Annotated in this window: 23 protein-coding genes; 13 read left to right on the top strand and 10 right to left on the bottom strand. The window is 72.1% G+C overall.

The annotated features are described in order from the left end of the window. Positions 1-12: 12 nt before the first annotated feature. Complete coding sequence (locus tag DEJ47_RS37590; RefSeq protein ID WP_150165785.1) at positions 13-348, bottom strand: SUKH-3 domain-containing protein; 336 nt, start codon at positions 346-348, stop codon at positions 13-15. Here DEJ47_RS37590 and DEJ47_RS06435 point away from each other — a divergent pair. Then, on the top strand, positions 332-772 hold the full coding sequence (locus DEJ47_RS06435; protein WP_150165784.1) for a GNAT family N-acetyltransferase: 441 nt from the start codon (positions 332-334) through the stop codon (positions 770-772). The two genes, DEJ47_RS37590 and DEJ47_RS06435, sit on opposite strands and share 17 nt — an antisense overlap. Here the strand turns inward: DEJ47_RS06435 and DEJ47_RS06430 are convergent. After that, positions 720-1,241, bottom strand: coding sequence for a DUF6314 family protein (locus tag DEJ47_RS06430; RefSeq protein ID WP_150165782.1), 522 nt, complete (start codon positions 1,239-1,241; stop codon positions 720-722). The genes DEJ47_RS06435 and DEJ47_RS06430 overlap by 53 nt on opposite strands. Positions 1,242-1,266: 25 nt before the next feature. Beyond that, positions 1,267-2,274, bottom strand: a complete 1,008-nt coding sequence (locus DEJ47_RS06425) for an aldo/keto reductase (protein ID WP_150165780.1) — start codon at positions 2,272-2,274, stop codon at positions 1,267-1,269. Between the two features lie 202 nt (positions 2,275-2,476). Here DEJ47_RS06425 and DEJ47_RS06420 point away from each other — a divergent pair, with 202 nt between their 5' ends. Together DEJ47_RS06420 and DEJ47_RS06415 are read left to right on the top strand one after the other, a co-directional pair. Next, on the top strand, positions 2,477-4,006 hold the full coding sequence (locus DEJ47_RS06420) for an alpha/beta hydrolase (protein WP_150165779.1): 1,530 nt from the start codon (positions 2,477-2,479) through the stop codon (positions 4,004-4,006). Further along, positions 4,003-5,211, top strand: a complete 1,209-nt coding sequence (locus DEJ47_RS06415; protein WP_150165777.1) for a serine hydrolase domain-containing protein — start codon at positions 4,003-4,005, stop codon at positions 5,209-5,211. The genes DEJ47_RS06420 and DEJ47_RS06415 overlap by 4 nt, the downstream gene beginning before the upstream one ends. Here DEJ47_RS06415 and DEJ47_RS06410 read toward each other — a convergent pair. Both DEJ47_RS06410 and DEJ47_RS06405 read right to left on the bottom strand, forming a co-directional pair. Further along, on the bottom strand, positions 5,208-6,662 hold the full coding sequence (locus DEJ47_RS06410; protein WP_398338900.1) for an MFS transporter: 1,455 nt from the start codon (positions 6,660-6,662) through the stop codon (positions 5,208-5,210). The genes DEJ47_RS06415 and DEJ47_RS06410 overlap by 4 nt on opposite strands. Beyond that, the gene (locus DEJ47_RS06405; protein WP_150165775.1) at positions 6,659-7,255 is read right to left on the bottom strand and encodes a TetR/AcrR family transcriptional regulator; all 597 of its coding nucleotides are present in this window, start codon (positions 7,253-7,255) and stop codon (positions 6,659-6,661) included. Before DEJ47_RS06405 ends, DEJ47_RS06410 begins: the two co-directional genes overlap by 4 nt. 127 nt (positions 7,256-7,382) lie before the next feature. Here DEJ47_RS06405 and DEJ47_RS06400 point away from each other — a divergent pair, with 127 nt between their 5' ends. Next, positions 7,383-9,602 carry an NADP-dependent isocitrate dehydrogenase gene (locus DEJ47_RS06400; RefSeq protein ID WP_150165773.1) on the top strand — a complete coding sequence of 740 codons (2,220 nt, stop codon included), beginning with the start codon at positions 7,383-7,385 and terminating at the stop codon, positions 9,600-9,602. 86 nt (positions 9,603-9,688) lie between these two features. Here the strand turns inward: DEJ47_RS06400 and DEJ47_RS06395 are convergent, their stop codons facing one another. Further along, entirely contained in the window at positions 9,689-10,480 is a 792-nt protein-coding gene (locus DEJ47_RS06395; protein ID WP_150165771.1) for a LysR family substrate-binding domain-containing protein, read from the bottom strand. Between the two features lie 57 nt (positions 10,481-10,537). Here DEJ47_RS06395 and DEJ47_RS06390 point away from each other — a divergent pair, with 57 nt between their 5' ends. Next, entirely contained in the window at positions 10,538-10,954 is a 417-nt protein-coding gene (locus tag DEJ47_RS06390) for a DUF5997 family protein (RefSeq protein ID WP_150165769.1), read from the top strand. 193 nt (positions 10,955-11,147) lie between these two features. Here DEJ47_RS06390 and DEJ47_RS06385 read toward each other — a convergent pair whose 3' ends face one another. The 3 genes from DEJ47_RS06385 to DEJ47_RS06375 form a co-directional block, all read right to left on the bottom strand. Beyond that, positions 11,148-12,080 (bottom strand): RNA polymerase sigma-70 factor, encoded by a 933-nt coding sequence (locus DEJ47_RS06385; RefSeq protein WP_150165767.1) that lies wholly within the window; start codon positions 12,078-12,080, stop codon positions 11,148-11,150. A 31-nt stretch (positions 12,081-12,111) separates the two neighbouring features. Then, positions 12,112-12,585 carry a carboxymuconolactone decarboxylase family protein gene (locus tag DEJ47_RS06380; RefSeq protein ID WP_150165765.1) on the bottom strand — a complete coding sequence of 158 codons (474 nt, stop codon included), beginning with the start codon at positions 12,583-12,585 and terminating at the stop codon, positions 12,112-12,114. A gap of 124 nt (positions 12,586-12,709) precedes the next feature. Continuing rightward, positions 12,710-13,249 carry a GtrA family protein gene (locus tag DEJ47_RS06375; RefSeq protein WP_150165763.1) on the bottom strand — a complete coding sequence of 180 codons (540 nt, stop codon included), beginning with the start codon at positions 13,247-13,249 and terminating at the stop codon, positions 12,710-12,712. A gap of 343 nt (positions 13,250-13,592) precedes the next feature. Between DEJ47_RS06375 and rph the strand changes: the two genes are divergently transcribed. Together rph and DEJ47_RS06365 are read left to right on the top strand one after the other, a co-directional pair. Next, the gene (rph, locus tag DEJ47_RS06370) at positions 13,593-16,238 is read left to right on the top strand and encodes a rifamycin-inactivating phosphotransferase (protein ID WP_150165761.1); all 2,646 of its coding nucleotides are present in this window, start codon (positions 13,593-13,595) and stop codon (positions 16,236-16,238) included. A 24-nt stretch (positions 16,239-16,262) separates the two neighbouring features. After that, positions 16,263-16,865, top strand: a complete 603-nt coding sequence (locus DEJ47_RS06365; protein ID WP_150165759.1) for a hypothetical protein — start codon at positions 16,263-16,265, stop codon at positions 16,863-16,865. A 39-nt stretch (positions 16,866-16,904) separates the two neighbouring features. Here DEJ47_RS06365 and DEJ47_RS06360 read toward each other — a convergent pair whose 3' ends face one another. After that, positions 16,905-17,612: an NADPH-dependent F420 reductase gene (locus DEJ47_RS06360; RefSeq protein WP_223828673.1), complete on the bottom strand. Its 708-nt coding sequence runs from the start codon at positions 17,610-17,612 to the stop codon at positions 16,905-16,907. Positions 17,613-17,670: 58 nt separating this feature from the next. On the opposite strand from DEJ47_RS06360, the gene DEJ47_RS06355 reads away from it, so the two are divergent. From DEJ47_RS06355 to DEJ47_RS06330, 6 genes are all read left to right on the top strand, one after another. Beyond that, complete coding sequence (locus DEJ47_RS06355) at positions 17,671-18,084, top strand: winged helix-turn-helix transcriptional regulator (protein ID WP_150165755.1); 414 nt, start codon at positions 17,671-17,673, stop codon at positions 18,082-18,084. A gap of 77 nt (positions 18,085-18,161) precedes the next feature. After that, the gene (gene argC / locus DEJ47_RS06350) at positions 18,162-19,190 is read left to right on the top strand and encodes an N-acetyl-gamma-glutamyl-phosphate reductase (protein WP_150165753.1); all 1,029 of its coding nucleotides are present in this window, start codon (positions 18,162-18,164) and stop codon (positions 19,188-19,190) included. After that, entirely contained in the window at positions 19,187-20,338 is a 1,152-nt protein-coding gene (gene argJ, locus DEJ47_RS06345) for a bifunctional glutamate N-acetyltransferase/amino-acid acetyltransferase ArgJ (protein ID WP_150165751.1), read from the top strand. The genes argC and argJ overlap by 4 nt, the downstream gene beginning before the upstream one ends. Beyond that, positions 20,335-21,258, top strand: coding sequence for an acetylglutamate kinase (argB, locus tag DEJ47_RS06340; protein ID WP_150165749.1), 924 nt, complete (start codon positions 20,335-20,337; stop codon positions 21,256-21,258). Before argJ ends, argB begins: the two co-directional genes overlap by 4 nt. Next, positions 21,255-22,460: an acetylornithine transaminase gene (locus DEJ47_RS06335; protein WP_150165747.1), complete on the top strand. Its 1,206-nt coding sequence runs from the start codon at positions 21,255-21,257 to the stop codon at positions 22,458-22,460. The genes argB and DEJ47_RS06335 overlap by 4 nt, the downstream gene beginning before the upstream one ends. A 7-nt stretch (positions 22,461-22,467) precedes the next feature. Further along, positions 22,468-23,013, top strand: coding sequence for an arginine repressor (locus DEJ47_RS06330; RefSeq protein ID WP_150165745.1), 546 nt, complete (start codon positions 22,468-22,470; stop codon positions 23,011-23,013). Positions 23,014-23,030 lie beyond the last annotated feature (17 nt).

Genomic DNA, 23,030 nt, shown 5'->3' with positions numbered 1-23,030 from the left:
ACCGTCATGCCTTCACCGGATTCCCTCGATGAGTTTCTCCAGGGCTTCGTCGCCGGTTTCGGCGAGCAGGGTGACGCCGTCCATCCCGGCGTAGACCTTGCCGTCGGGCGCGATCCCCAGGTAGGTGTCGCGGCGATCGGCCTCGCCGACCGGGTACAGATAGGTTCCGGCTTTCTCGCTGACGGGCCGGCAGTCGGCCGCTCGCAGCACGCGGGCGGTCTCATCGGACCGACGCCGACTGGATCCTGCCACTGAGGTCCCCGCCGTTCGGCCGTGCCACCTGGTGAAAAACGGTCGACGCCGCGGCGCCGTGACTGCCAGGCTCGCCCGTATGAACGAAAGCGCCACGCTACCCGACGGCTACGAGATATCCGCCGACGCCGCCCGTATCGACGCCGCCCGCGTCCACCACTGGCTCTCCACCGACGCGTACTGGGCCATCGGACGCCCCCGCGACAAGCACGAGGCGGCGATGGCCGCGTCGCTCAACTTCGGGGTGTACGAGGAGGCTTCGGGCGAACAGGTCGCGTACGCGCGCGTGGTCACCGACCGCGCCACGTTCGCCTACCTCTGCGACGTGTACGTCTCCCGGGACGTACGCGGCAAGGGCCTCGGCGTCGCGCTCGTCACCGCGGTCTGCGCGCACCTGGAACCGTTCGGGCTGCGCAGGACACTGCTCGCCACGGACGACGCGCACGGGGTCTACGAGAAGGTCGGCTTCACACCTCTTCCGGCGCCCGAGGACTGGATGGTGCGCGTCGGTACTCCGTGACCAGAAGCAGGTCCTTGGCGGGGCCGCCGACCCGCCATCGGCTGCGCCAGCGGTCCGCGCCGATCACCTCGAACTCGCCGCGATAGAGATCGTCCGCGCAGGGGTGGTCCGTCGTCCAGCTGCCCGTGCGCAGGTCGAGGTCGTGGAAGAAGCGGCCGTCGGCGAACTCCACGCGCGCGGTGCCCGCGCCGCCGTCGCCGGGCAGGAAGCGGAGCGTGCGCTCGGCGGGCCGCGCCACTCCCTGCCAGGTGAACGTGCCCGACTCGTGGTGCAGGAGACCGGTGGTGTCCGTGACCGGGGCGGGCAGCGGTGAGAAGTACGTCGTACCGGTGAAGCGGCCCTCGGAGCCGTCCGCGAGATCGCGGACGGTGCGCTCGACGTGCCACCCGCCCGCGAGGTGGGCGAGGACGTCGGGGACGGCGTGGAACGTGAGGTCCGAGGGCACGGGTGCGGGCACGGGCACGGTCATGCGTGCAGGCTACTTGTCTTCTTGTCTACTTGTTCACGACCGCCAGGCTGCGCTCGTCGTACCGCGTGCCCGCCACGCCGCCCGCGGGCGCCGCCGCGTCGATCGCGGACAGCTCGTCGGCGGACAGCTCGATCGTTACCGCCCCGAGGTTCTCCGCCAGGTACTTCTCGCGGCGCGTGCCGGGGATGGGCACGACGTCGGCGCCGCGGTGCTGCACCCAGGCGAGCGCGAGCTGCCCCACGGTGACGCCCTTCTCGGCGGCCAGCGCGTCCAGGGTCTCCACGATGGACAGGTTCCGCTCCAGGTTGCCGGCGGCGAAGCGGGGCTGGGTGCGGCGCACGTCGTCCTGCGGCAGCCCGTCGACCGAGGTGTAGCGGCCGGTGAGAAAGCCCCGGCCGAGTGGCGAGAACGGGACGATGCCGATGCCGAGCTCGCGGCAGACCGGCGCGATCTCCGCCTCCAGGTCCCTGGTCCACAGCGACCACTCGCTCTGCAGCGCCGCGATGGGGTGCACGGCGTGTGCCCGCCGCAGGGTCCGCGCGCTCGCCTCGGAGAGGCCGAGGTGCCGCACCTTGCCCGCCGCGACGAGCTCGGCCATCGCGCCGACGGTCTCCTCGATCGGTACGGTCGTGTCCACGCGGTGCTGGTAGTACAGGTCGATGTGGTCGACGCCGAGACGGCGCAGCGAGGCGTCGCACGCCTGGCGCACGTACGCCGCGTCGCCCCGGATGAGCGTGGGCTCGCCGAGCCGGTTGGCGAAGCCGAACTTCGTTGCCACGACGGCCTGTTCGCGTCGCGGGCCCGCGAGGGCGCGTCCGATGAGCTCCTCGTTGTGGCCGCTGCCGTAGAAGTCGGCCGTGTCGAGCAGCGTGACGCCGAGGTCGAGGGCGCGGTGGATCGTCGCGATGGACTGCGCGTCGTCCGACGCGCCGTAGCCGTGGCTCATCCCCATGCAGCCGAGGCCCTGCGCCGAGACGGTCAGCGCGCCCAGGCGGCGTGCGGGGAGGGTGGCGGTGCCGGAAAGGCTGGTCATGGTGGTACCTCCTGAGGGGCTTGCCCGGTGAACGTCGACGACAGTAGGAGCTGGAGCGGACTCCAGGTCAAGGCGAGGCCTACGGCGAACCCGGGCCTTGTCGGGGGGATTTCCCCCGGGCGGTCCGGCCCGGTAGCCCGATGGTCCGGCGGCGCGCGCGTTCCTAACGTGGTGATCACTTCCCGTCGAACCAAGGAGCGCGATGCGCGTCGTGTCAGCAGTCACCGCGGGCCTGGGCCTCGTCGGGTTGCTCGCGGGCCCGGGGGCCGCCGCGGACCTGCCCGGGTCCGGGGCGCCGAAGCCGGTCAGGTCCGCGGTCGGTTGGGGCCCCTGCTCCGCGGAGCAGAAGGAGCTGAACGAGGCGGGCGCGGAGTGCGCGAAGGTGGCCGTACCCCTCGACTACGCGGACCCCCGCGGCCGTACGATCGACATCGCCGTCTCCCGCATCAGGGCGAAGTCGTCCGGGGAGCGGCGCGGCATCCTGCTCTCCAACCCCGGCGGGCCCGGCGGCACGGGTCTCGCCAACACCCTCGCCCTGCGGCCCGCGTTGAAGGATGTCGCCGACCACTACGACCTCATCGGCTTCGACCCGCGCTTCCTCGGCGAAAGCACCCCCCTCACCTGCGGCGAAGCCCCGCAGCCCGCGCCGCCCGCCGAAACCACCACCCCACGCCGGGACTTCGGGAAGTCGGTGCGGTCCGCCCGCGACACCGCACGCCGATGCCAGGAGCACGGCGACAACGCCGAGCTGCTGCCGCACGCCTCGACCAGGAACGTCGCCCGCGACATGGACGCCATCCGCGAGGCGCTCGGCGAGCGCAGACTGTCGTACTACGGCATCTCGTACGGCGCCGATCTGGGCGCCGTCTACACCCAGCTGTTCCCGCACCGGAGCGACCGCATCGTCCTGGACTCCTCGACCGACCCGGCGGCCACGCAGTACGAACTGTTCCAGCGGTCGGGCGCGCCCGCGGAGGCGGCGCTCGACGGGCTCGGCGGCCACGTACGCGACGACGTCCTGAAGCTCCTCGCGCGGGCGGAGCGGCACCCCATCCCGGTGAAAAACGTGCGCCTCGATGCCCCGCTGCTGCGGATTCTCCTCAAGCAACTCGTGCAACACGAGGAGTACGACCCTCAACTCGTCAGCGTCGTGGACGACGTGAAGAAGGCCGCCGCGGGCGAGGAGTTCGAACCGGGGCCCGCGCTGAGCGGGCTCCTCGACCTCCTCTCGTCACCCGAGCTGGCGGACAGCATGACCGGCGGCGCGATCTTCATGTGCGGCGACGGGGGCTGGCCGGCCGGCGGCTGGCCGAAGAAGCCGGCGACGTACTGGAAGAACATGCAGCGCAGCCGCGCCACGCAGCCGGTCTTCGGGCCGTACGTCAACGGAATGATCGCGCCCTGCGCGTTCTGGGGGACCGAACCCCGCGAACCCGGCACGCGGATCCGCAACGACGTGCCCGTCCTGCTGCTGCAGGCCAAGTACGACAACAACGTCCCGTACGAGGGCGCTCTGGCGCTGCACAAGAAGCTCAGGGGATCCCGCCTCGTCACGGCGGACATCCGCTCCCACGGCGTCTACGGACGCGGCACCAGCGGCCTCACCCCCGTCCCGTGCGCCGACGGTGCCGTGAACACCTACCTGCGCGACGGCGAGCTGCCCAGGGCGGACATCACGTGCGCGAAGCCGAACCTGAAGCCGAACCTGAAGACGACGGAGAAGACCCAGTGAACGAGATCAGCAGGCGCACGGGCCTCACAGCGGCCGCGGCGGCACTCCTCGCGGGGACGGCGGCGGCCCCCGCCTCGGCCAGAGCTCCGCGTCCCCCGCACGGCCGGCGTGGCCGCGCCCTCCAGCGCGGCGTCGACGCCATCCACGCCACCGGGGCGAGCGGAGTCCTCGCCGAGGTGCAGGACGCACGCGGCCGCACCACCGCACGCGCGGGGGTCGCCGACCTCGAAGCCCCGGGGAAGGGCCCGGTGCCGTGGGGCGCGTACTACCGCATCGGCAGCGACACGAAGACGTACACGGCGACCGTCGTCCTGCAACTGGTCGGAGAGGGGCGGCTGAAGCTGACGGACACCGTGGAGCGCTGGCTGCCCGGCGCGGTCCGCGGCCACGGAAACGACGGGCGCCGGATCACCGTCACCAACCTGCTGCGGCAGACCAGCGGCCTCAACGAATACATCACGGCGGAGAGCGGCGACTTCACCCCCGACGCGTACCGGCGCAACCGCTTCCGCTCGCAGTCGCCGAAGGAACAGCTGGCGGCGGCCCTCGCCGAACCCCCGCAGTGGCTGCCCGACGCGGCCGACCCGGTGGGGGAGCGGCGCTGGGGATACTCCAACACCAACTACATCGTCGCCGGGATGCTGATCGAGGCGGTCACCGGGCACCCCTGGGCCCAGGAGGTCCACGAGCGCATCATCGAACCGCTCGGCCTGCGCCACACGCTCATCCCCGGGACCTCGTCGTACGTGCCGCAACCGACGGCGACGGGCTACACGTACTTCCCGGAGGAGACGCGTCCGACCGAGACCACGCTCGGCTTCGGCGGGGGCGCGGACGGCTGCCTCATCTCGACGACGCACGACCACGGCGTCTTCCTGCGCGCGCTCCTCGGTGGCCGACTGCTGCGCCCGGCGCAGCTGGCGGCGATGAAGTCGACGGTGCCGGTCCGCGACTGGGTCCCTGCCGACGGCGTCCGCTACGGCCTCGGCATCGCCTCCCGCCCCCTGGCCGGCCGCGCGGACGGCCTCTGGTTCCACGGCGGCACGAGTCTCGGCTTCGTCAGCGAGGGCGGCGTGACCCCGGACGGCGCGACGGCGGTGACCACCGCGGCGTTCACCCTGCGCCTGGAGAACGAGGAGACACACCGACGCCAGGCACGGGCGGCGCTGCGGATGGTGGAGGAGGTGCTGAAGGCGGGGTTCTAGGCCGGGGCCGGGTGCCCGGGGCGTGGCGCGGTGTGGCGGGGCAGTCGCGTCGCCACCGCGGCGCCGAACGCTGCCACCGCCGCCAGCGCGGTGAGCGTGGACGGCATCGCCGCGAGGAACGCGGTGTCCGGCCAAGGCGAACCGTCGGTCCCCGTGCGGGGGGCGAGCGCGGTCATCAAGGTCGTCGCCGCGGCGATCCCCACCGTCGGGCCCACGTTCATCGCCGTCTGCTGGAGACCGCCCGCCACCCCCGCGTCGGCCACCGGGGCGTGGCGTACGACGACCGCCGTCGCCGCGACCATCACCGTCCCGAACCCCGCCCCGACCAGGAAGAAGCCCGTACCGGTCGCCACCGGCCCCGACGCCGCGTCCAGGCGCGACAGGGCCAGGATCCCCGCGGCGAGCACCGTCATGGCCGCCGTGATCGTCCGCCGTGGCCCCTGCCTGCGCAGCACCACGGCTGCGAGCGGCGCGCTCACCACCATCATCACGGCGAGCGGCAGCGCCCTCAGCGCACAGTCCAGCGGGTCGAGGCCCAGGACGTCCTGGAGGAAGTACGTGCCGACGAAGAGCGCCCCGAACATCGCCGCGGACGCCGCGACGAGGATGCCGAGCGCGGCCCCGACCCCGGGGGCGCGGAGCAGCCGCGGCGGCACCAGCGGGCTCGCGGCACGCCTCTCGTGACGTACGAACACGCCTCCCGCGACGGCCGCCACAGCGAGCCCCGCCACGGCGGTCGTCGTCCACCCCCGCTCCGGCACCGTGACGAGGGTGTGGACGAGGCAGGCCGGCGTCACCGCGAGCAGCCCGGCGCCGGGCAGGTCGAGGCCGGGCGCGGGAGTCGCGCCGCGTACCGCCGGTACGCGCACCACGAGCGCGAGTACGCCGGTCACCACCGCGGGCACCGCGCTCAGGAAGAACACCGAGCGCCAGCCCAGATGCGCGGCGAGCGCCCCGCCGACCAGTGGCCCCGTGGCCGCCGCGAGCCCGATCGCGCTCATCCGCAGCGCGATCGGCATCCCCAGCCGGTCCGGCGGGAACGCGGCCCGCAGCATCCCGAGCGTCGCGGGCTGCGACAGCGCCCCGAACACTCCCTGGGCCACGCGCAGCGCGATCACCCAGCCGACACCCGGCGCGAGGCCGACCCCGGCCGACGCCGCGGCGAACCCGAGCGTTCCCACGGCGAAGAGCCGCCCGTGCCCGTACCGGTCGCCGAGCCGTCCGGCGAAGACGAGCAGGCTCGCCACGGCGATCAGATAGCCGGTGCTCGTCCACTGCACCTGGGCGAAGGAGGCATCGAGGTCGCGTTGCAGGGACGGCTGGGCGACGGTCAGCGCGGTGCCGTCCAACGCGACGAGCATGGCTCCGACGACACTGCAGGCGAGGGTGAGCCGGCGCCGGACCCCTGTGGCCCGGATCTCCGGGGCCGGTATCTCCGTAGTGGATGTCACGAGGCCTCCGGCCCGAGATGTGCGTCGAGGGCCGCGTCGAGCAGCGCCTCCACGTCCTCCGCACCCGTCGCGAGGCGCAGACTGCCCCACCCCCACAGTTGCGCGATGCCGTGCAGGTTCGCCCAGAGCGCGCCCGCGACGACCCGTGCTCCGGCGCCGGACGCGGGGCGGGCCTCGGCGACCAGGCCGGCCAGGACGTCGAAGAGGGGGAGGCTGGTCTCCCGTAGCCCGAGCCGATCGCTCTCCAGAAGGTCGTGGCGGAACATCAGCTCGAACATGCCGCGGTGGGTCACGGCGAAGCCGAGGTAGGCGCGGCTCAGGGCACGCAGCCGCGCGCGGGCGTCTTCGTCGGGACCCTCGCCCACCGCCTTCCCCACCTCGACGGCCAACTCCCCGAAGCCCCGCCGCGCGATGGCGGAGAGCAGCGACACATGCGTGGGGAAGTACCGCCGGGGCGCGCCGTGCGAGACGCCCGCCCTGCGCGCGATCTCCCGCAGGGTCAGCGCCTGCACCCCCCGCGTCGCCACGAGCTCGACGCCCACGTCCACGAGCCGGGCCCGCAGTCCCGCTTCCTGATCATCCCGTTCGTTCATAGACACTGTCTACTACACCGCGTAGACAGTGTCTACGAAGAACGGTCCGGAAGCCACTGTCCGTAAGGGGGTGGGTAGGAGATATCTTGATGTCGAGCAATGTTGCAGACGCGGAGCGGAGCACCCGGTGACTGACTCGACCATCATCTACACCCACACTGACGAGGCCCCGGCCCTGGCGACCCATTCGTTCTTGCCGGTGGTCCAGGCCTACGCCTCGACGGCCGGTGTCGGCGTGGAGACCCGCGACATCTCGCTCGCGGGGCGCATCATCGCGAGCTTCCCGGAGCGTCTGGAGGAGAGCCAGCGCATCTCCGACGCCCTCGCCGAGCTCGGCGAGCTGGCCAGGACGCCCGGCGCGAACATCATCAAGCTGCCCAACATCTCGGCCTCGATCCCGCAGCTCAAGGCCGCGATCGCCGAGCTGCAGGGCCAGGGCTACGCGCTCCCCGACTACCCGGACGACCCGAAGACCGACGAGGAGCGCGACATCCGCGCCCGCTACGACAAGGTCAAGGGCAGCGCCGTCAACCCGGTCCTGCGCGAGGGCAACTCCGACCGCCGCGCTCCCGCGTCGGTCAAGAACTTCGCCAAGGCGCACCCGCACCGCATGGGCGCCTGGACGGCCGACTCGAAGACGAACGTCGCCACCATGGGCGAGAACGACTTCCGCTCGACCGAGAAGTCCGCCGTGATCACCGAGGCCGGTTCGCTGCGCATCGAGCTCACCGGTGACGACGGCTCCACCACCGTCCTGCGCGAGTCCGTACCGGTCCTCGAGGGCGAGGTCGTCGACGCCTCCGTCATGCGCGTCGCCGCGCTGCGCGAGTTCCTCAAGGAGCAGGTCGCCCGCGCCAAGGCCGAGGGCGTCCTCTTCTCCGTGCACCTCAAGGCCACGATGATGAAGGTCTCCGACCCGATCGTCTTCGGCCACGTCGTCCGCGCCTTCTTCCCGAAGACCTTCGCGGCGCACGGCGAGACCCTCGCCGCCGCGGGCCTGACCCCGAACGACGGCCTCGGCGGCATCTTCAAGGGCCTGGAGTCGCTCCCCGAGGGCGCCGAGATCAAGGCGTCCTTCGAGGCCGAGCTCGCCGAGGGCCCGGAGCTCGCCATGGTCGACTCCGACAAGGGCATCACCAACCTGCACGTCCCGAGCGACGTCATCGTCGACGCCTCCATGCCGGCCATGATCCGCACCTCCGGCCACATGTGGGGTCCGGACGGCGAGGAGCACGACACCCTCGCGGTCCTGCCCGACAGCAGCTACGCGGGCATCTACCAGGTCGTCATCGACGACTGCCGCGCCAACGGCGCCTACGACCCGTCGACGATGGGCTCCGTCCCGAACGTCGGCCTCATGGCGCAGAAGGCCGAGGAGTACGGCAGCCACGACAAGACCTTCGAGATCCCCACCACGGGCAACGTGCGGGTTCTCGACGGCGCGGGCAACGTCGTCCTGGAGCAGACCGTCGCCGCCGGTGACATCTTCCGCATGTGCCAGACCAAGGACCTGCCGATCCAGGACTGGGTGAAGCTCGCCGTCACGCGCGCCCGCGCCACCGGCAGCCCGGCCGTCTTCTGGCTGGACGACACGCGCGCCCACGACGCCGTGCTCATCGGCAAGGTCGAGCGGTACCTCGCCGACCACGACACCGAGGGCCTGGACATCCGGATCATGGCGCCGGTCGAGGCGACCGCGTTCTCCCTGGAGCGCATCCGCCGCGGCGAGGACACCATCTCCGTCACCGGCAACGTCCTGCGCGACTACCTCACCGACCTCTTCCCGATCCTGGAGCTGGGCACCAGCGCCAAGATGCTGTCGGTCGTCCCGCTGATGAACGGCGGCGGCCTCTTCGAGACGGGCGCCGGCGGCTCCGCGCCGAAGCACGTCCAGCAGCTGGTCAAGGAGAACTACCTGCGCTGGGACAGCCTGGGCGAGTTCCTCGCCCTCGCGGTCAGCTTCGAGCACCTCGCCACGAAGACGGGCAACGCGCGCGCCCAGGTGCTCGCCGACACCCTCGACCGCGCCACCGGCACGTTCCTCAACGAGAACAAGTCGCCGTCGCGTCGCCTCGGCGGCATCGACAACCGCGGCAGCCACTTCTACCTCGCCCTGTACTGGGCGCAGGAGCTGGCCAAGCAGACCGACGACGCGCAGCTCGCCGAGGCCTTCGCCCCCCTGGCCAAGACGCTGGGCGAGCAGGAGCAGACCATCGTCGACGAGCTGATCGCCGTGCAGGGCTCGCCGGCCGACATCGGCGGCTACTACCAGCCGGACGCGGAGAAGGCCTCCAAGGTCATGCGCCCGTCCGCGACGCTCAACCAGGCGCTGTCGATCCTGGGCTGACGTCCGGTCTTCTGATGCGGCCGTGACGCGGCATCACAAGAGAGGGGCCTCCCGCCGCGGCGGGAGGCCCCTCCTCGTCATCGGTCCTAGGAGCGGCGGCGGGGCTTGCCGCGCTTGGCGGCGCCGGAGCCGGCGGGGCGGCCGCCCTTGCCCTTCGGCTTCCCCGACGGCGCGCCCGGCTTCCGCTTGGCCTTGGCCGCCTGAGCGGCCTTCGCCCTGGCCACGTCCTTGTCCGTGCCCGCTCCCTTGCCCTTCGGCGGGTTCTGGGCGCGGCCCCGGGAGCTGTTGACCGTCCGGCCGCGGACGATCCCGATGAAGTCCTCGACCAGGTCCGTCGTCTCCGCCTCCGGCCAGGACAGGGCGACGCGCGACTCCGGCGCACCCGTGACGGGCCGGTAGGTGAGGTCCTTGCGGTGGTACAGGCGGGCCAGCGACTGCGGTACGACCAGGAGGCCCACGCCCGCCGCCACCAGCTCCACCGCGTCCTCGGTCGTCGCGGGACGCTCGTACGCGGGCAGGCCGGGCCGCTTCTCCCACTCCAGCGTCTCGTCCAGCGGGTGGAAGACGACCTCGTCGGCGAGATCGTCGACGGACACCTCGTCGACCGCGGCGACGACGTGGTCCTTGGGGGCCACGACGACCGTCGTCTCGGTGTAGAGCGGAATCGCGCTGAGGTCCGTACGGTCGATGGGCAGCCGTACGAAACCGGCGTCGGCGTCACCCGCCCGCAGCACGTCGGGCGCCTCGGCGGCGGCCACGGTGTGGAGGGTCAGCGGGACGTCGGGCTGCCGCTCGTTCCAGATACGCACCCACTTGGCGGGCGTCACCCCCGGGACGTAGGCGAGCCGGAACGAAGGGGATACTTCCGAGCCTGTCACCTCGCCAGGCTACCCGCCGTGGTCGGGACCCGCGCACATGCTCGATACCCTGGACCCATGACGTCGCACCAGACCACCCAGACCATGAAGCCCGCGACCGCGGCGAAGAAGCTGGGTGTGTACCTCCAGGCCACACCCGCAGAGTTCCAGGAGGGTGTCGTCTCGCGCAGCGAGCTCAACGCGCTGCAGGCCGACCCGCCCGAGTGGCTCCAGGAGCTGCGGCGCAACGGCCCGCACCCGCGTCCCGTCGTCGCGGCCAAGCTCGGCGTCTCCATCGCGGGCCTCGCGCGCGGCGGGGTGACCGAGCCGCTCACCACGGAGCAGATCGACGCGTTGAAGGAGGAGCAGCCCGGCTGGCTGCGCCAGGAGCGCGCCACGCAGGCCGAGGTGCGCAAGGACACGGCACGGATCAAGGAGAAGCAGGCCGAGCAGGCCGAGAAGCGGGCGGCACGCGGCGAGGACCCGCGCGCCTGAGCGGTGCGGCCGGTTCGCGCGCCGGCTCCCACGCGGGCCCGGCCGTCCTCACCTGACGGGGTGCGTCGTGCCGAACGCGGTGACCTCGAACGGCCCGTCCGGGTCGCGGGTGCCGCGCTCCGCGACCCGGACGGGCCCGGAAGCATCCGGGCCCTCCGCTCCGGCTCAACGCTCCAGGCCCGCGCGCGGCCACCTACTCCGGCGACCGCGGGAGCCGGTGCGCGTGCCGCGTCGCGTGGTCGATGGCCCAGATGTCCGCCGTCGGCCCCAGGTGCCGCAGCTTCTCGGGGTTGACGACGAGACGGATCATCTGGATCCGTCCGTCGACCACGTCGAGGCCCAGCGTGTGGACGACCTTGCCGTCGCGGTCGCGAAAGACCGCGCCGGGCCGGCTGTTGATCTCGTACGTCACGTACGTCACGCCGATCTTGGCCATCCGCGGGAACGCCATCGCCAGCACCCGGGTCACGTTGTCCGGGCCGGCGAGTGGCTTGGACAGCTGCGGGCCGTGACCGCCGCTGTCGCCGATCATCGACACCTCGGCGGAGAGCAGTTCCCGCAGCCCGGCCACGTTGCCCTCGCTCAGCGCGTCGAAGAAGCGGGACGCCAGTCTCTCCCGCTCGTCGCGCGCCGCGGCGAACCGCGGCTGCCCCGCCCGCATGTGCCGCCGCGCCCGCACGAGCAGCTGCCGGCACGCCGCCTGGGACCGTTCCACGGCCTCGGCGACCTCGTCGAACTCGAAGCCGAACACGTCCCGCAGCACGAACACGGCCCGTTCCAGCGGACTGAGCCGCTCGAGGAGGACGAGCGCGGCCATCGACACCGACTCGGCGAGCTCCGCCGCCCGCGCCGGATCCTGGTACGGATCGTTCAGGAGCGGCTCGGGGAACCACGGACCGACGTACTGCTCCCGCCGCACCCGCGCCGACCGCAGTACGTCGATGGCGATCCGCGTGACCGCGGCGGACAGATACGCCTTGGCCGACGCGGGCCGGGTCGTGGAGCCGTCGAAGCGCAGCCATGTCTCCTGCACCGCGTCCTCGGCCTCGCCGACGCTGCCGAGTATCCGGTACGCGATCGAGAACAGCAGCGGCCGCAGCTCCTCGAACTCCTCGACCTTGCTCATGTGGCCCCCCATTGATCCCCGCTCGGCCCGGTCAGTGCAGCTGTCCCGGCACGTAGTCGCCCGCCGGCTGCCGCGTGATGATGTTCAGCCGGTTCACCATGTTCATGAACCCGATGTGGAGGACCAGCGCGGTCAGTTCGTCCTCGTCGTAGTGCCGGGCGGCACGGTCCCACACGTCGTCGCTCACCCCGACGGCCGCGTCCGCGACCCGGGTGCCCTCCTCCGCCAGCTCCAGCGCGGCACGCTCGGCCTCGGTGAAGACGGTGGCCTCGCGCCACGCCGCCACCAGGTTCAGGCGCAGCGAGGACTCGCCCGCCAGCGCGGCCTCCTTGGTGTGCATGTCGATGCAGCCCGCGCAGCCGTTGATCTGACTGACCCGCAGGGCCACCAGCTCCTGCGTCGCCGGGGGCAGCGTCGATTGCTGCAGAGCCTTGACCCCCGACAGGAAGTACTTCATGGCCTTCCCGGCGTTGGGCCGGCTCATGTAGTTCAGTCGGGCGTCCATGCTGTGCTCCCTACGGTGACGGTCCCCGGCGGCCCTTCCCGGCCCCTGCCTCTACACCCCCTGGGACGAGACAGCCGTTCCCCCTGTGACATGGCCGGGTGTGACCTGCGTCTCGGCCGCGCGGTCAGGCCGCGGGGCAGAGGGTCGCGGTGCCGGCCGGGGCCGCGGTGCGGGTCACGGGCACGGCCACGGGGCGGGAGGCGCCTTCGGGCACGGTCCGCGGGCGACGGCCGCGGGCGAAGACGACGACGCGCAGCACCGCGAACCGGGCGACCCCGGCGAGCGCGGACGCCGACAGGTAGACGACCTGCTCAAGCACCGCACCGGGCGCGGCGACCAACTGCTGCAGAGCCAGCATCGCCCCGCAGGTCACCGCGTACGCCGCCGCCGCGGACCCGGCCGACTGCATGTGCTGGCGCCAGGTCGCCCGGCCGCCCGCGCCGAAGGTGAAGCGGGCGTGCAGCTCGGTGGCGAGCACCGTGGAGACCACGGTGACCAGCGCGTTGGCGAGGGCCCACGGAACCGAGTGGGCGAGGCCCGCCACGGCGAAGCTGGAGGCGACTCCCACGCCGCCGCCGCAGAGCACGAAGCGGGCGAAGGCGCGTAACGCGGCGCCGCGACCCGGGTTCCGGTCCCGTCTCTCGCTGTGCTCTTCCGATGCCATGTCCTGCTCCCCACCCCGTTGCCCCGTTGCGACGACCCATTGTGTCGCCGGTGGTGCCATCATGGCACACGCGTGGTGCCATCGCGAAGAGATTATGGCGCCACACGGGGTGACCTGCCTGGATGGCCCGGTGGGGGGGGCGGGAGGGACGCGAAAGTGGCGCGGAGAATCCGGGGAGCCCGGGACGAGCTCCCGGAGAGCGCGTGAGAAACAGAAAAGGCAAGGAGAGAACTCTCCTTGCCACTCTCAACTTATAGCGCCCCGGGGGACTTGCCGCAAGGCCCCGGGCATGGCGCAGAATCATCGACCGAAGCCACTACCTGCGGAAACGGGGCGCCGAACGATGGGCACGCAGTACGTAATCGACCTCGCGGAAGTCGACGATCGACAGACCGCCACCGTCGGCGGCAAGGGCGCACACCTGGGGGCGCTGGCACGGATCGGTGACGTCCATGTGCCCGCCGGCTTCTGCGTCACGACCGACGCCTACCGGCACATCGTCGCGGAGATGCCCTCCCTCGACGACCGGCTTGACCGCCTGGCGCGGTTGAGCGCTGACGACCAGGAGGGCATCCGGACGGTGAGCGCCGAGATCCGCCGGGCCATCGAAGGCATCGCCGTTCCGGACGACCTCGCGGAAGCGGTGACCCGGGCACTCGCCCGTACCGGCGAGCGGGCCGCCTACGCCGTGCGGTCCAGCGCGACCGCCGAGGACCAGCCGACGGCGTCGTTCGCCGGTCAGCAGGACACGTACCTCAACGTCGTGGGGGCGGCGGAGATCCTCCGGCACATCACGCGCTGCTGGGCCTCGGTCTTCACCGAGCGCGCCGTGGTCTACCGTCGGCGCAACGGCGTCGACCACCGCACGGTCCACATGGCCGTCGTCGTCCAGCGCATGGTCCTGCCGGACGCCGCGGGCATCCTCTTCACGGCCGACCCCGTCACGGGTGACCGGAAGACCGCCACCGTGGACGCGGGCTTCGGCCTCGGCGAGGCCCTGGTCTCCGGGCTCGTGAACCCGGACGTCTTCACGGTGCGGGACGGCGCGGTCGTCGGCAGGACCATCGCCGCCAAGGAGCGCGCCGTGTACGCGCTGCCGGGCGGCGGCACGGAGGACGTGACGGTCGACGCGCGGCGCCAGAAGGAACCGTCGCTGACGGACGACCAGGTCGTGGAGCTCGTACGGATCGGGCGGCGGATCGAAGCGCACTTCGGGCGGCCGCAGGACATCGAGTGGTGCCTGACGGGCGACGGCTTCCACATCGTGCAGAGCCGCCCGATCACCACGCTCTTCCCCGTGCCCGAGAGGAAGGACGGTGCGGGCGATGGCCCGGAGAACCGCGTCTACGTCTCCGTCGGCCACCAGCAGATGATGACCGACGCGATGAAGCCGCTCGGGTACTCCCTGTGGCAGCGGACGGCCATGGTCGACATGTACGAGGCCGGCGGACGCCTCTTCGTCGACGTGACGCCGCGCCTGGCCGCGCCCGACACCCGTGCCGCCCTCCTCGATGTCATCGGGAAGGGCGACCCGCTGACCAGGGACGCGCTGGAGACCGTCATCGACCGCGGCGACTTCGCCGCACTCACGCCTCCGGACGGTGCGGAGGCGCCCGCTGGGCCGCCCCCGGCCGCCGCCACCGCGCCGCCGACCGCACCCGACACGGGCCCCGACCCGGCGATTGTCGGCGAGCTGATCGCCCGCAGCGAGGCGTCCGTCGCCGCGCTGGAGCGCGACATCCGCACGAAGACGGGCCCGGAGCTGTTCGACTTCCTCGACGAGGCCTTCGTCGAGCACAAGAAGGTCCTCAGCGACCCGTTGAGCTTCCGGGCGCTCATGGCGGGCATGGACGCCACCTGGTGGCTCAACGACAAGCTGCGGGAGTGGCTGGGGGAGACGAACGCGGCCGACACCCTCACCCTGTCCGCCCCGGACAACATCACGTCCGAGATGGGCCTCGCGCTGCTCGACGTCGCGGACGCGGTCCGCCCGCACCCGGAGGTCGTGGCGTATCTGCAAGGCGTCGAGGACGAGGACTTCCTGACGAGCGGCGAACTGGCGGCGCTCCCGGGCGGAGCCGAGGCTCGGAACGCCATCGAGGCCTACCTCGACCGGTACGGCGCGCGCTGCGTCGGTGAGATCGACATCACGAGGCCGCGGTGGCGCGAACGCCCCACCGCACTCGTCCCCGTGATCCTCGACAACGTCAGGAACTTCGGCCCCGGCGCCGCCGCGCACCGCTTCGAGCAGGGGCGGCGGAAGGCGGCGGAGAAGGAGCACGACGTGCTGACGCGCCTGCGGGCCCTGCCGGACGGGGACGCGAAGGCCGAGGAGACCAAGCGGATGATCGACCGGGTCAGGTCCTTCATCGGGTACCGGGAGTACCCGAAGTACGGCATCATCCAGCGCTACTTCGTCTACAAGCAGGCCCTGCTGGGCGAGGCCGAACGCCTCGTGGGGGCGGGCGTGCTCGCCGAGAAGGAGGACATCTTCCACCTCACCTTCGACGAACTCCGCGACGTGGTGCGCACGCACCGCCTGGACGACGCCGGACTCGTCCAGCGGCGCAAGGACGACTTCCGGTGGCACGAGGAGCTCACGCCGCCCCGCGTCCTCACCTCGGACGGGGAGGCCCTCACCGGCGCGTACCGCCGCGACGACGTGCCCGAGGGCGCCCTGACCGGCCTCGCGGTCTCCGCCGGGACCATCGAGGGGCGGGCCCGCGTCATCCTCGACATCGCGGACGCCGACCTCGAAGCGGGCGACATCCTCGTCACCACCTTCACGGACCCCAGCTGGTCGCCGCTGTTCGTGGCCGTCGCGGGCCTGGTGACCGAGGTGGGCGGTCTGATGACCCACGGCGCCGTGATCGCCAGGGAGTACGGCCTGCCCGCCGTCGTCGGCGTGGAGAAGGCGACCCGGCTGATCAGGGACGGTCAGCGGATCCGCGTCCACGGGACGTCCGGGTACGTCGAGATCCTGTCGTAGCGGACGGGACTGTCCGCGTGGCGCATGGGCCGCGAGATCCGCTACGCCGCCCGTTCCGCCGGCGGCAACGACAACGGCGACGGCGGCCGTGGTCCGACGACGCTGGTAGACGTCACCACTCCACGTACCGTGCGCCGCGACCTGCCCTGCCCGCGGCCCGGCGCGCACCCGCACCACAACCTCGCGACCGCCGTCGCCGCGGTGGACGCGATGGCCGAACGCGGCCGCATCCGCGCCCCGGAGGACGAATCGCCGCGCGCCCGGCTCGCCGCCACGCGCTGGCCCGGCCGTCTCGAACTCACCCCCCGTGCCCGGGACCCGGCGGGCCCGCCCGTGCTGCTCTTCGCCGCGATGAGCGACAAGGACGTCTCCGGCATGCTCGCACCCCTCCCGGCCGACTGGCCCCTGGTGCTCACCGGCACGGACTCGCGCCAGGCCGCGGACCCCACGACCCTGCACGACCTGCTGTCTCCCGGCCGCCGGGGCCCGTGCGTCACGGCAGAGGACTCGCCCTCGGCCCTGCGCCGAGCGGCCGAACTCGCCGGACCAGGCGGCCTGATCGTCGTCCTCGGCCTACTGCGCCTCATCGGCGAGACCGGCACGGCACTCGCCCCGCGGCCCGAGTGAGGGGCACCCGAGGAGACCGGCGCAGGCGTGTGCCCCTGACTAGTCGTCGACGGCCCCCGGAGCCAGGGCCGGAGCCGGGAACGCATGGCGGGCCTCCGCGCCCGACCACCAGACGCCGACGGCGAAGACGGCGGTGGCCTCCAGCAGAACGGCACGATCCAGCCCGCCGCAGGGCAGGGGCGAGCAGCCCATGGAGGCGATGAGCTCCGCCACCCGGCTCGCGGCGTCCGCCTGGTCCGTGCAGAACGGCACCGCCAGCGGGGCCCCTTCGAAAGCAGGCCGGTCCAGGGTCCAGATGCTCTCGTGGCACACGCCGAACGCCTTCACCACCCGGGCGCCGGGGGCGGCGTCCGCGATGCGCCGGGCGACGGAGGTGGCACCGCCGGTGGCCAGAGCCGGACCGTCCGCGCCCGGCACCATCGGGACGGTGCAGTCGATCACCGTCCGCCCGGTGAGCGGGTGGGACAGCTCCTCGGCCAACCGCGGTGCGGCGTCCGCCGGTACGGCGATCAGTACCGCCTCCCCGTGGGCCGCGGCCTCGACGAGGGTGCCGTGGCCGGAGGCGCCGGTGAGCCGGGCGGTACGGGCGGCCGCCCCGGTGTCCCGGCCGCCCACCCGTACGTTGTGTCCGGCCCGTACCCAGGCCGAACCGAGGGCGCCGGCCATCGCTCCCGTGCCCAGAATGCCGATGCGCATGTGCGTGCTCCTGTCGTCCGTGTCGCGAGATGTGCGAGGTGTGACGGACAGACGCTAGGCGCGCCGACGCACACCGGATGGTGTGCGTCGGACCGGGCAGGATGGTCGCATGATCGAGGCGGCGGTGACGGCGGTGACGGCGGACGAACAGGACCCGGGCGAGGATCTCGGGGGTGGCCAGTACGCCTCGGACTGCCGGGCGAGGGTGGCTTTCGACGTACTGTCGAACCGCTGGGACAGCGTGATCGTCTACATCCTCGGCGAGAGCGGGCCCATGAGGCCGCGTGCGCTGCTCGCCCGCATCGGCGGGATCAGCCCCAAGGTGCTCAACGAAGCCCTGCGCCGCCTCGAATACAACGGCCTGGTCGTACGCCAGGCGTACGCCGAGGCGCCGCCGCGCGTCGACTACTCCCTCACCGAGGCGGGCACCGCACTGCTGGTCCCGATCCGTGCGATGGGGGCATGGGCGGGCCGCTACACCGAAGCGGTCCTGGCCGCCCAGGACCGCTTCACCTCGCCGTGAGCCCGTCGCCCCTCACCCCTTGGATTGCATAAAACTTCGGCGATACGTATAGTCATGCCATCCAAGAGGAGGGTTCCATGAGGGTACGCGCAGCGGTGGCAGGAGCGAGTGGGTACGCGGGCGGCGAATTGCTGCGTCTGCTGCTCGCGCACCCCGAAGTCGAGATCGGTGCCCTCACCGGCAACTCGAACGCGGGGCAGCGCCTGGGCGCGCTGCAGCCGCATCTCCAGCCGCTCGCCGACCGGGTCCTGGAACCGACCACGGCGGAGGTCCTCGCCGGACACGACGTCGTCTTCCTCGCGCTGCCCCACGGGCAGTCCGCCGCCGTCGCCGAGCGGCTCGGCCCGGACGTCCTCGTCGTCGACATGGGCGCCGACTTCCGGCTGAAGGACGCGGGCGACTGGGAGAAGTTCTACGGGAGCCCGCACGCCGGAACCTGGCCCTACGGCCTGCCCGAGCTGCCGGGCGCACGCGCCGCGCTGGCGGGCGCCAAGCGCATCGCCGTGCCCGGCTGCTACCCCACCGCCGTCTCCCTCGCGCTCTTCCCCGCGTACGCCGCGGACCTCGTCGAGCCCGAAGCGGTGATCGTCGCGGCATCCGGCACCTCGGGCGCGGGCAAGGCGGCCAAGCCGCACCTCCTCGGCTCGGAGGTCATGGGCAGCATGTCCCCGTACGGCGTCGGGGGAGGGCACCGGCACACGCCCGAGATCGTCCAGAACCTCTCCGCCGCCGCGGGCGCCCCCGTCGGTGTCTCCTTCACGCCGACCCTCGCCCCGATGCCCCGCGGCATCCTCGCCACCTGCAGCGCGAAGGCCAAGGAAGGCGTCACCGCCGAGTCCGTGCGGGACGCGTACGCGAAGGCGTTCGCCGACGAGCCGTTCGTGCGGCTCCTCCCCGAGGGGCAGTGGCCCGCCACCGCCTCCGTGTACGGCTCGAACGCCGTGCAGATCCAGGTCGCGTACGACGAGACCGCCGGGCGCGTCATCGCCATCGGCGCCATCGACAACCTCACCAAGGGCACCGCGGGCGGCGCCCTGCAGAGCATGAACATCGCCCTCGGCCTCGACGAGGCCACCGGGCTCACTACGATCGGAGTCGCGCCGTGAGTGTGACGGCAGCCAAGGGATTCACGGCGGCGGGCATCGCCGCCGGCATCAAGGAGAACGGCAACCCGGACCTGGCCCTCGTGGTCAACACCGGCCCCCGCCTGGCCGCCGCGGGCGTCTTCACTTCCAACCGCGTCAAAGCCGCCCCCGTCCTGTGGTCGGAGCAGGTCCTCAAGGGCGGCCTCGTCTCCGCCGTCGTCCTCAACTCCGGTGGTGCCAACGCCTGTACGGGACCGCAGGGCTTCCAGGACACGCACGCCACCGCCGAGAAGGTCGCCGAGGTGCTCTCCGTGAACGCGGGCGAGGTCGCCGTCGCGTCGACCGGACTCATCGGCGTGACCCTCCCCATGGACAAGCTCCTGCCGGGCGTCGACAAGGCCGCCGGTGAACTCTCCGCGCACGGCGGCGAGAAGGCCGCCATCGCCATCAAGACCACCGACAGCGTGCACAAGACGTCCGTGGTGACGAAGGACGGGTGGACCGTCGGCGGCATGGCCAAGGGCGCGGGCATGCTCGCCCCCGGCCTCGCCACGATGCTCGTCGTGCTGACCACGGACGCCGACCTGGAGGCCGGTGTCCTGGACCGTGCGTTGCGCGACGCGACCCGGCTCACCTTCGACCGCGTCGACTCCGACGGCTGCATGTCGACCAACGACACCGTGCTGCTGCTCGCCTCCGGAGCGGCCGAAGTCACCCCGGAGTACGCCGAGTTCGCAGACGCCGTCCGTGAGGTCTGCGCCGACCTCGGCCGCCAGCTCATCGGCGACGCCGAGGGCGCCAGCAAGGACATCAAGGTCGACGTCGTCAACGCCGCCAGCGAGGCCGACGCCGTCGAGGTGGGCCGCTCCATCGCCCGCAACAACCTCCTCAAGTGCGCTCTGCACGGCGAGGACCCCAACTGGGGCCGGGTGCTCTCCGCCATCGGCACCACCTCCGCCGCCTTCGACCCGAACCAGCTGAACGTCGCCATCAACGGCGTGTGGGTCTGCAAGAACGGCTCCGTCGGCGAGGACCGCGAGCTCGTCGACATGCGCTACCGCGAGGTCGTCATCACCGCCGACCTGGCGGCAGGCACCGAGTCCGCGACGATCTGGACCAACGACCTCACCGCGGACTACGTCCACGAGAACAGCGCGTACAGCTCATGAGCAATCCGACCGCGAGGAAACACACCGCGCTCCCCAAGGCCCAGACCCTCATCGAGGCGCTGCCCTGGCTGACCCGGCACCGCGGCAAGACCGTCGTCATCAAGTTCGGCGGCAACGCCATGGTCGACGAGGCGCTGAAGGCCGCCTTCGCCCAGGACGTCGTCTTCCTGCACCACGCGGGTCTCAAGCCCGTCGTCGTGCACGGCGGCGGACCGCAGATCAGCAAGGCCCTCGACCGGCACGGCATCGTCAGCGAGTTCAAGGCGGGCCTGCGCGTCACCACCGAGGACGCCATGGACGTCGTACGCATGGTGCTCGCCGGACAGGTGCAGCGCGAGCTCGTCGGACTGCTCAACCAGCACGGTCCGCTCGCCGTCGGCCTCACCGGCGAGGACGCCCACACCATCACCGCCACCAAGCACCAGCCCCGCATCGAGGGCGAACTGGTCGACATCGGCCGGGTCGGCGAGATCACCGAGATCGACACCGGCGCCATCGAGGCGCTGCTCGCCGACGGCCGCATCCCCGTCGTCTCCTCGATCGCCCGCTCCCAGGACGACCACCATGTCTACAACGTCAATGCTGATACGGCGGCTTCGGCACTCGCTGCGGCGCTTGGTGCCGAGACCCTGATGGTCCTCACCGACGTCGAGGGCCTCTACGAGGACTGGCCGAACTCCGACGAGGTCATCAGCCGCCTCACCGCCAAGGAGCTGGAGAAGCTCCTGCCCGAGCTGGCCAGCGGCATGGTCCCCAAGATGGAGGGCTGCCTGCACGCCGTCCGCAACGGCGTCGAGACCGCCCGCGTGATCGACGGACGCGTCCAGCACTCGATCCTGCTGGAGATCTTCACGGACGAAGGCATCGGCACGATGGTCGTGCCCGACGACGAGAGCACCGGCACTGAGGGGGAGTCATGAGCAACCAGGAGCTGACCGCGCGCTGGCGGGACGCACTCATGGACAACTACGGCACGCCGCGGCTGCCGCTGGTGCGCGGCGCGGGCACCAAGCTGTGGGACGCCGACGGCAAGGAGTACCTCGACTTCGTCGGCGGCATCGCGGTCAACGCCCTCGGCCATGCCCACCCGGCGATCGTGGAGGCCGTGAGCGCCCAGATCGGCGCGCTCGGTCACGTCTCCAACCTCTTCGTCGCCGAGCCGCCCGTCGCGCTCGCCGAGAAGCTGCTGCAGCTCTTCGGCCGTGAGGGCCGGGTGTACTTCTGCAACTCCGGCGCCGAGGCCAACGAGGGCGCGTTCAAGCTCGGCAGGCTGACCGGCCGCCGGCACATGGTCGCCACGCAGGGCGGCTTCCACGGCCGCACGATGGGCGCGCTCGCCCTCACCGGACAGCCCGGCAAGCAGGAGCCGTTCGTACCGCTGCCGGGAGAGGTCACGCACGTCCCCTACGGCGACGCGGACGCCCTGCGCGCGGCAGTGACCACCGACACCGCGCTCCTCGTCATCGAACCGATCCAGGGCGAGAACGGCGTCGTCGTGCCGCCCGCCGGCTATCTCGAGGCGGCCCGGGAGATCACCGAGGCCACCGGGACGCTCCTCGTCCTCGACGAGGTGCAGACCGGAATCGGCCGCACCGGCCACTGGTTCGAGTACCTGGCGCACGACGGCGTACAGCCCGATGTCGTCACGCTCGCGAAGGGTCTGGGGGGCGGGCTCCCGCTCGGCGCGACCGTCGCGTTCGGCGCCGCCGCCGAGCTCTTCAAGCCCGGTCACCACGGCACGACGTTCGGCGGGAACCCCGTCGCGTGCGCCGCGGGCCGCGCCGTGATCGACACCATCGAGGCGGAGGGCCTCCTCGACAACACCAAGCGCGCGGGCGAAAAGCTGCGCGACGGAATCGAGTCACCGGGACACCCGCTCGTACGGCATGTAAGGGGCTCGGGCCTCCTGCTGGGTATCGTGCTCACCGAGCCGCTCGCGCCGAAGGTGCAGCAGGCGGCTCAGGACGCCGGCTTCCTGGTGAACGCGCCCGCCCCCGATGTCGTACGGCTGATGCCGCCGCTGAACGTGCGCGACGAAGAGGTGGACGCGTTCCTCGGGGCCCTGTCCGGCATCCTGAACAAGGCTCTTGAAGCCGACGGGGACGAACGATCCGGAGAATGAGACGACGATGAGCCAGGCGCAAGGCAACGAGCACGCCGACCACGCGGGTCCCGCCGTGCCGCAGACCCGCACCGCACGTCACCGCCGGATCGTGGACATCCTCAACCGGCAGCCGGTGCGCTCCCAGAGCCAGCTGGCGAAGCTGCTCGCCGACGACGGCCTGACGGTCACGCAGGCGACGCTCTCCCGCGACCTGGACGAGCTGAACGCGGTGAAGATCCGCAACGCCGAGGGCGACCTCATCTACGCGGTGCCGAGCGAGGGCGGTTTCCGCACCCCGCGCGCACCGCTGGGCGAGTCGGCCAAGGAGGAGAGGATGCGCCGCCTCTCCGCGGAGCTCCTCATCTCCGCGGAGGCCTCGGCCAACCTCGTCGTCCTGCGCACCCCACCGGGCGCCGCCCAGTTCCTGGCCTCCGCGATCGACCAGGCCGAACTCCACGACATCCTCGGCACGATCGCGGGCGACGACACGCTGATGCTGATCAGCAGGGAGCCGGCGGGGGGCCAGGCACTGGCGGACCACTTGCTGCGGCTGGCTTCGAACGACCACTAGGCCCACGGCAGTTCGCG

Source organism: Streptomyces venezuelae, assembly GCF_008642355.1.
Classification (GTDB): Bacteria; Actinomycetota; Actinomycetes; order Streptomycetales; family Streptomycetaceae; genus Streptomyces; species Streptomyces venezuelae_B.
Note: the sequence above shows the minus strand (reverse complement) of the source record. Positions and strands in the feature narration are given on the sequence as shown.

Coding starts and splice junctions, on each gene's coding strand:
- DEJ47_RS06435 (WP_150165784.1), top strand. CDS start 332: ATGAACGAAAGCGCCACGCTACCCGACGGCTACGAGATATCCGCCGAC.
- DEJ47_RS06430 (WP_150165782.1), bottom strand. CDS start 1,241: ATGACCGTGCCCGTGCCCGCACCCGTGCCCTCGGACCTCACGTTCCAC.
- DEJ47_RS06425 (WP_150165780.1), bottom strand. CDS start 2,274: ATGACCAGCCTTTCCGGCACCGCCACCCTCCCCGCACGCCGCCTGGGC.
- DEJ47_RS06420 (WP_150165779.1), top strand. CDS start 2,477: ATGCGCGTCGTGTCAGCAGTCACCGCGGGCCTGGGCCTCGTCGGGTTG.
- DEJ47_RS06405 (WP_150165775.1), bottom strand. CDS start 7,255: ATGAACGAACGGGATGATCAGGAAGCGGGACTGCGGGCCCGGCTCGTG.
- DEJ47_RS06390 (WP_150165769.1), top strand. CDS start 10,538: ATGACGTCGCACCAGACCACCCAGACCATGAAGCCCGCGACCGCGGCG.
- DEJ47_RS06385 (WP_150165767.1), bottom strand. CDS start 12,080: ATGAGCAAGGTCGAGGAGTTCGAGGAGCTGCGGCCGCTGCTGTTCTCG.
- DEJ47_RS06380 (WP_150165765.1), bottom strand. CDS start 12,585: ATGGACGCCCGACTGAACTACATGAGCCGGCCCAACGCCGGGAAGGCC.
- DEJ47_RS06375 (WP_150165763.1), bottom strand. CDS start 13,249: ATGGCATCGGAAGAGCACAGCGAGAGACGGGACCGGAACCCGGGTCGC.
- rph (WP_150165761.1), top strand. CDS start 13,593: ATGGGCACGCAGTACGTAATCGACCTCGCGGAAGTCGACGATCGACAG.
- DEJ47_RS06365 (WP_150165759.1), top strand. CDS start 16,263: ATGGGCCGCGAGATCCGCTACGCCGCCCGTTCCGCCGGCGGCAACGAC.
- DEJ47_RS06355 (WP_150165755.1), top strand. CDS start 17,671: ATGATCGAGGCGGCGGTGACGGCGGTGACGGCGGACGAACAGGACCCG.
- argC (WP_150165753.1), top strand. CDS start 18,162: ATGAGGGTACGCGCAGCGGTGGCAGGAGCGAGTGGGTACGCGGGCGGC.
- argB (WP_150165749.1), top strand. CDS start 20,335: ATGAGCAATCCGACCGCGAGGAAACACACCGCGCTCCCCAAGGCCCAG.
- DEJ47_RS06335 (WP_150165747.1), top strand. CDS start 21,255: ATGAGCAACCAGGAGCTGACCGCGCGCTGGCGGGACGCACTCATGGAC.
- DEJ47_RS06330 (WP_150165745.1), top strand. CDS start 22,468: ATGAGCCAGGCGCAAGGCAACGAGCACGCCGACCACGCGGGTCCCGCC.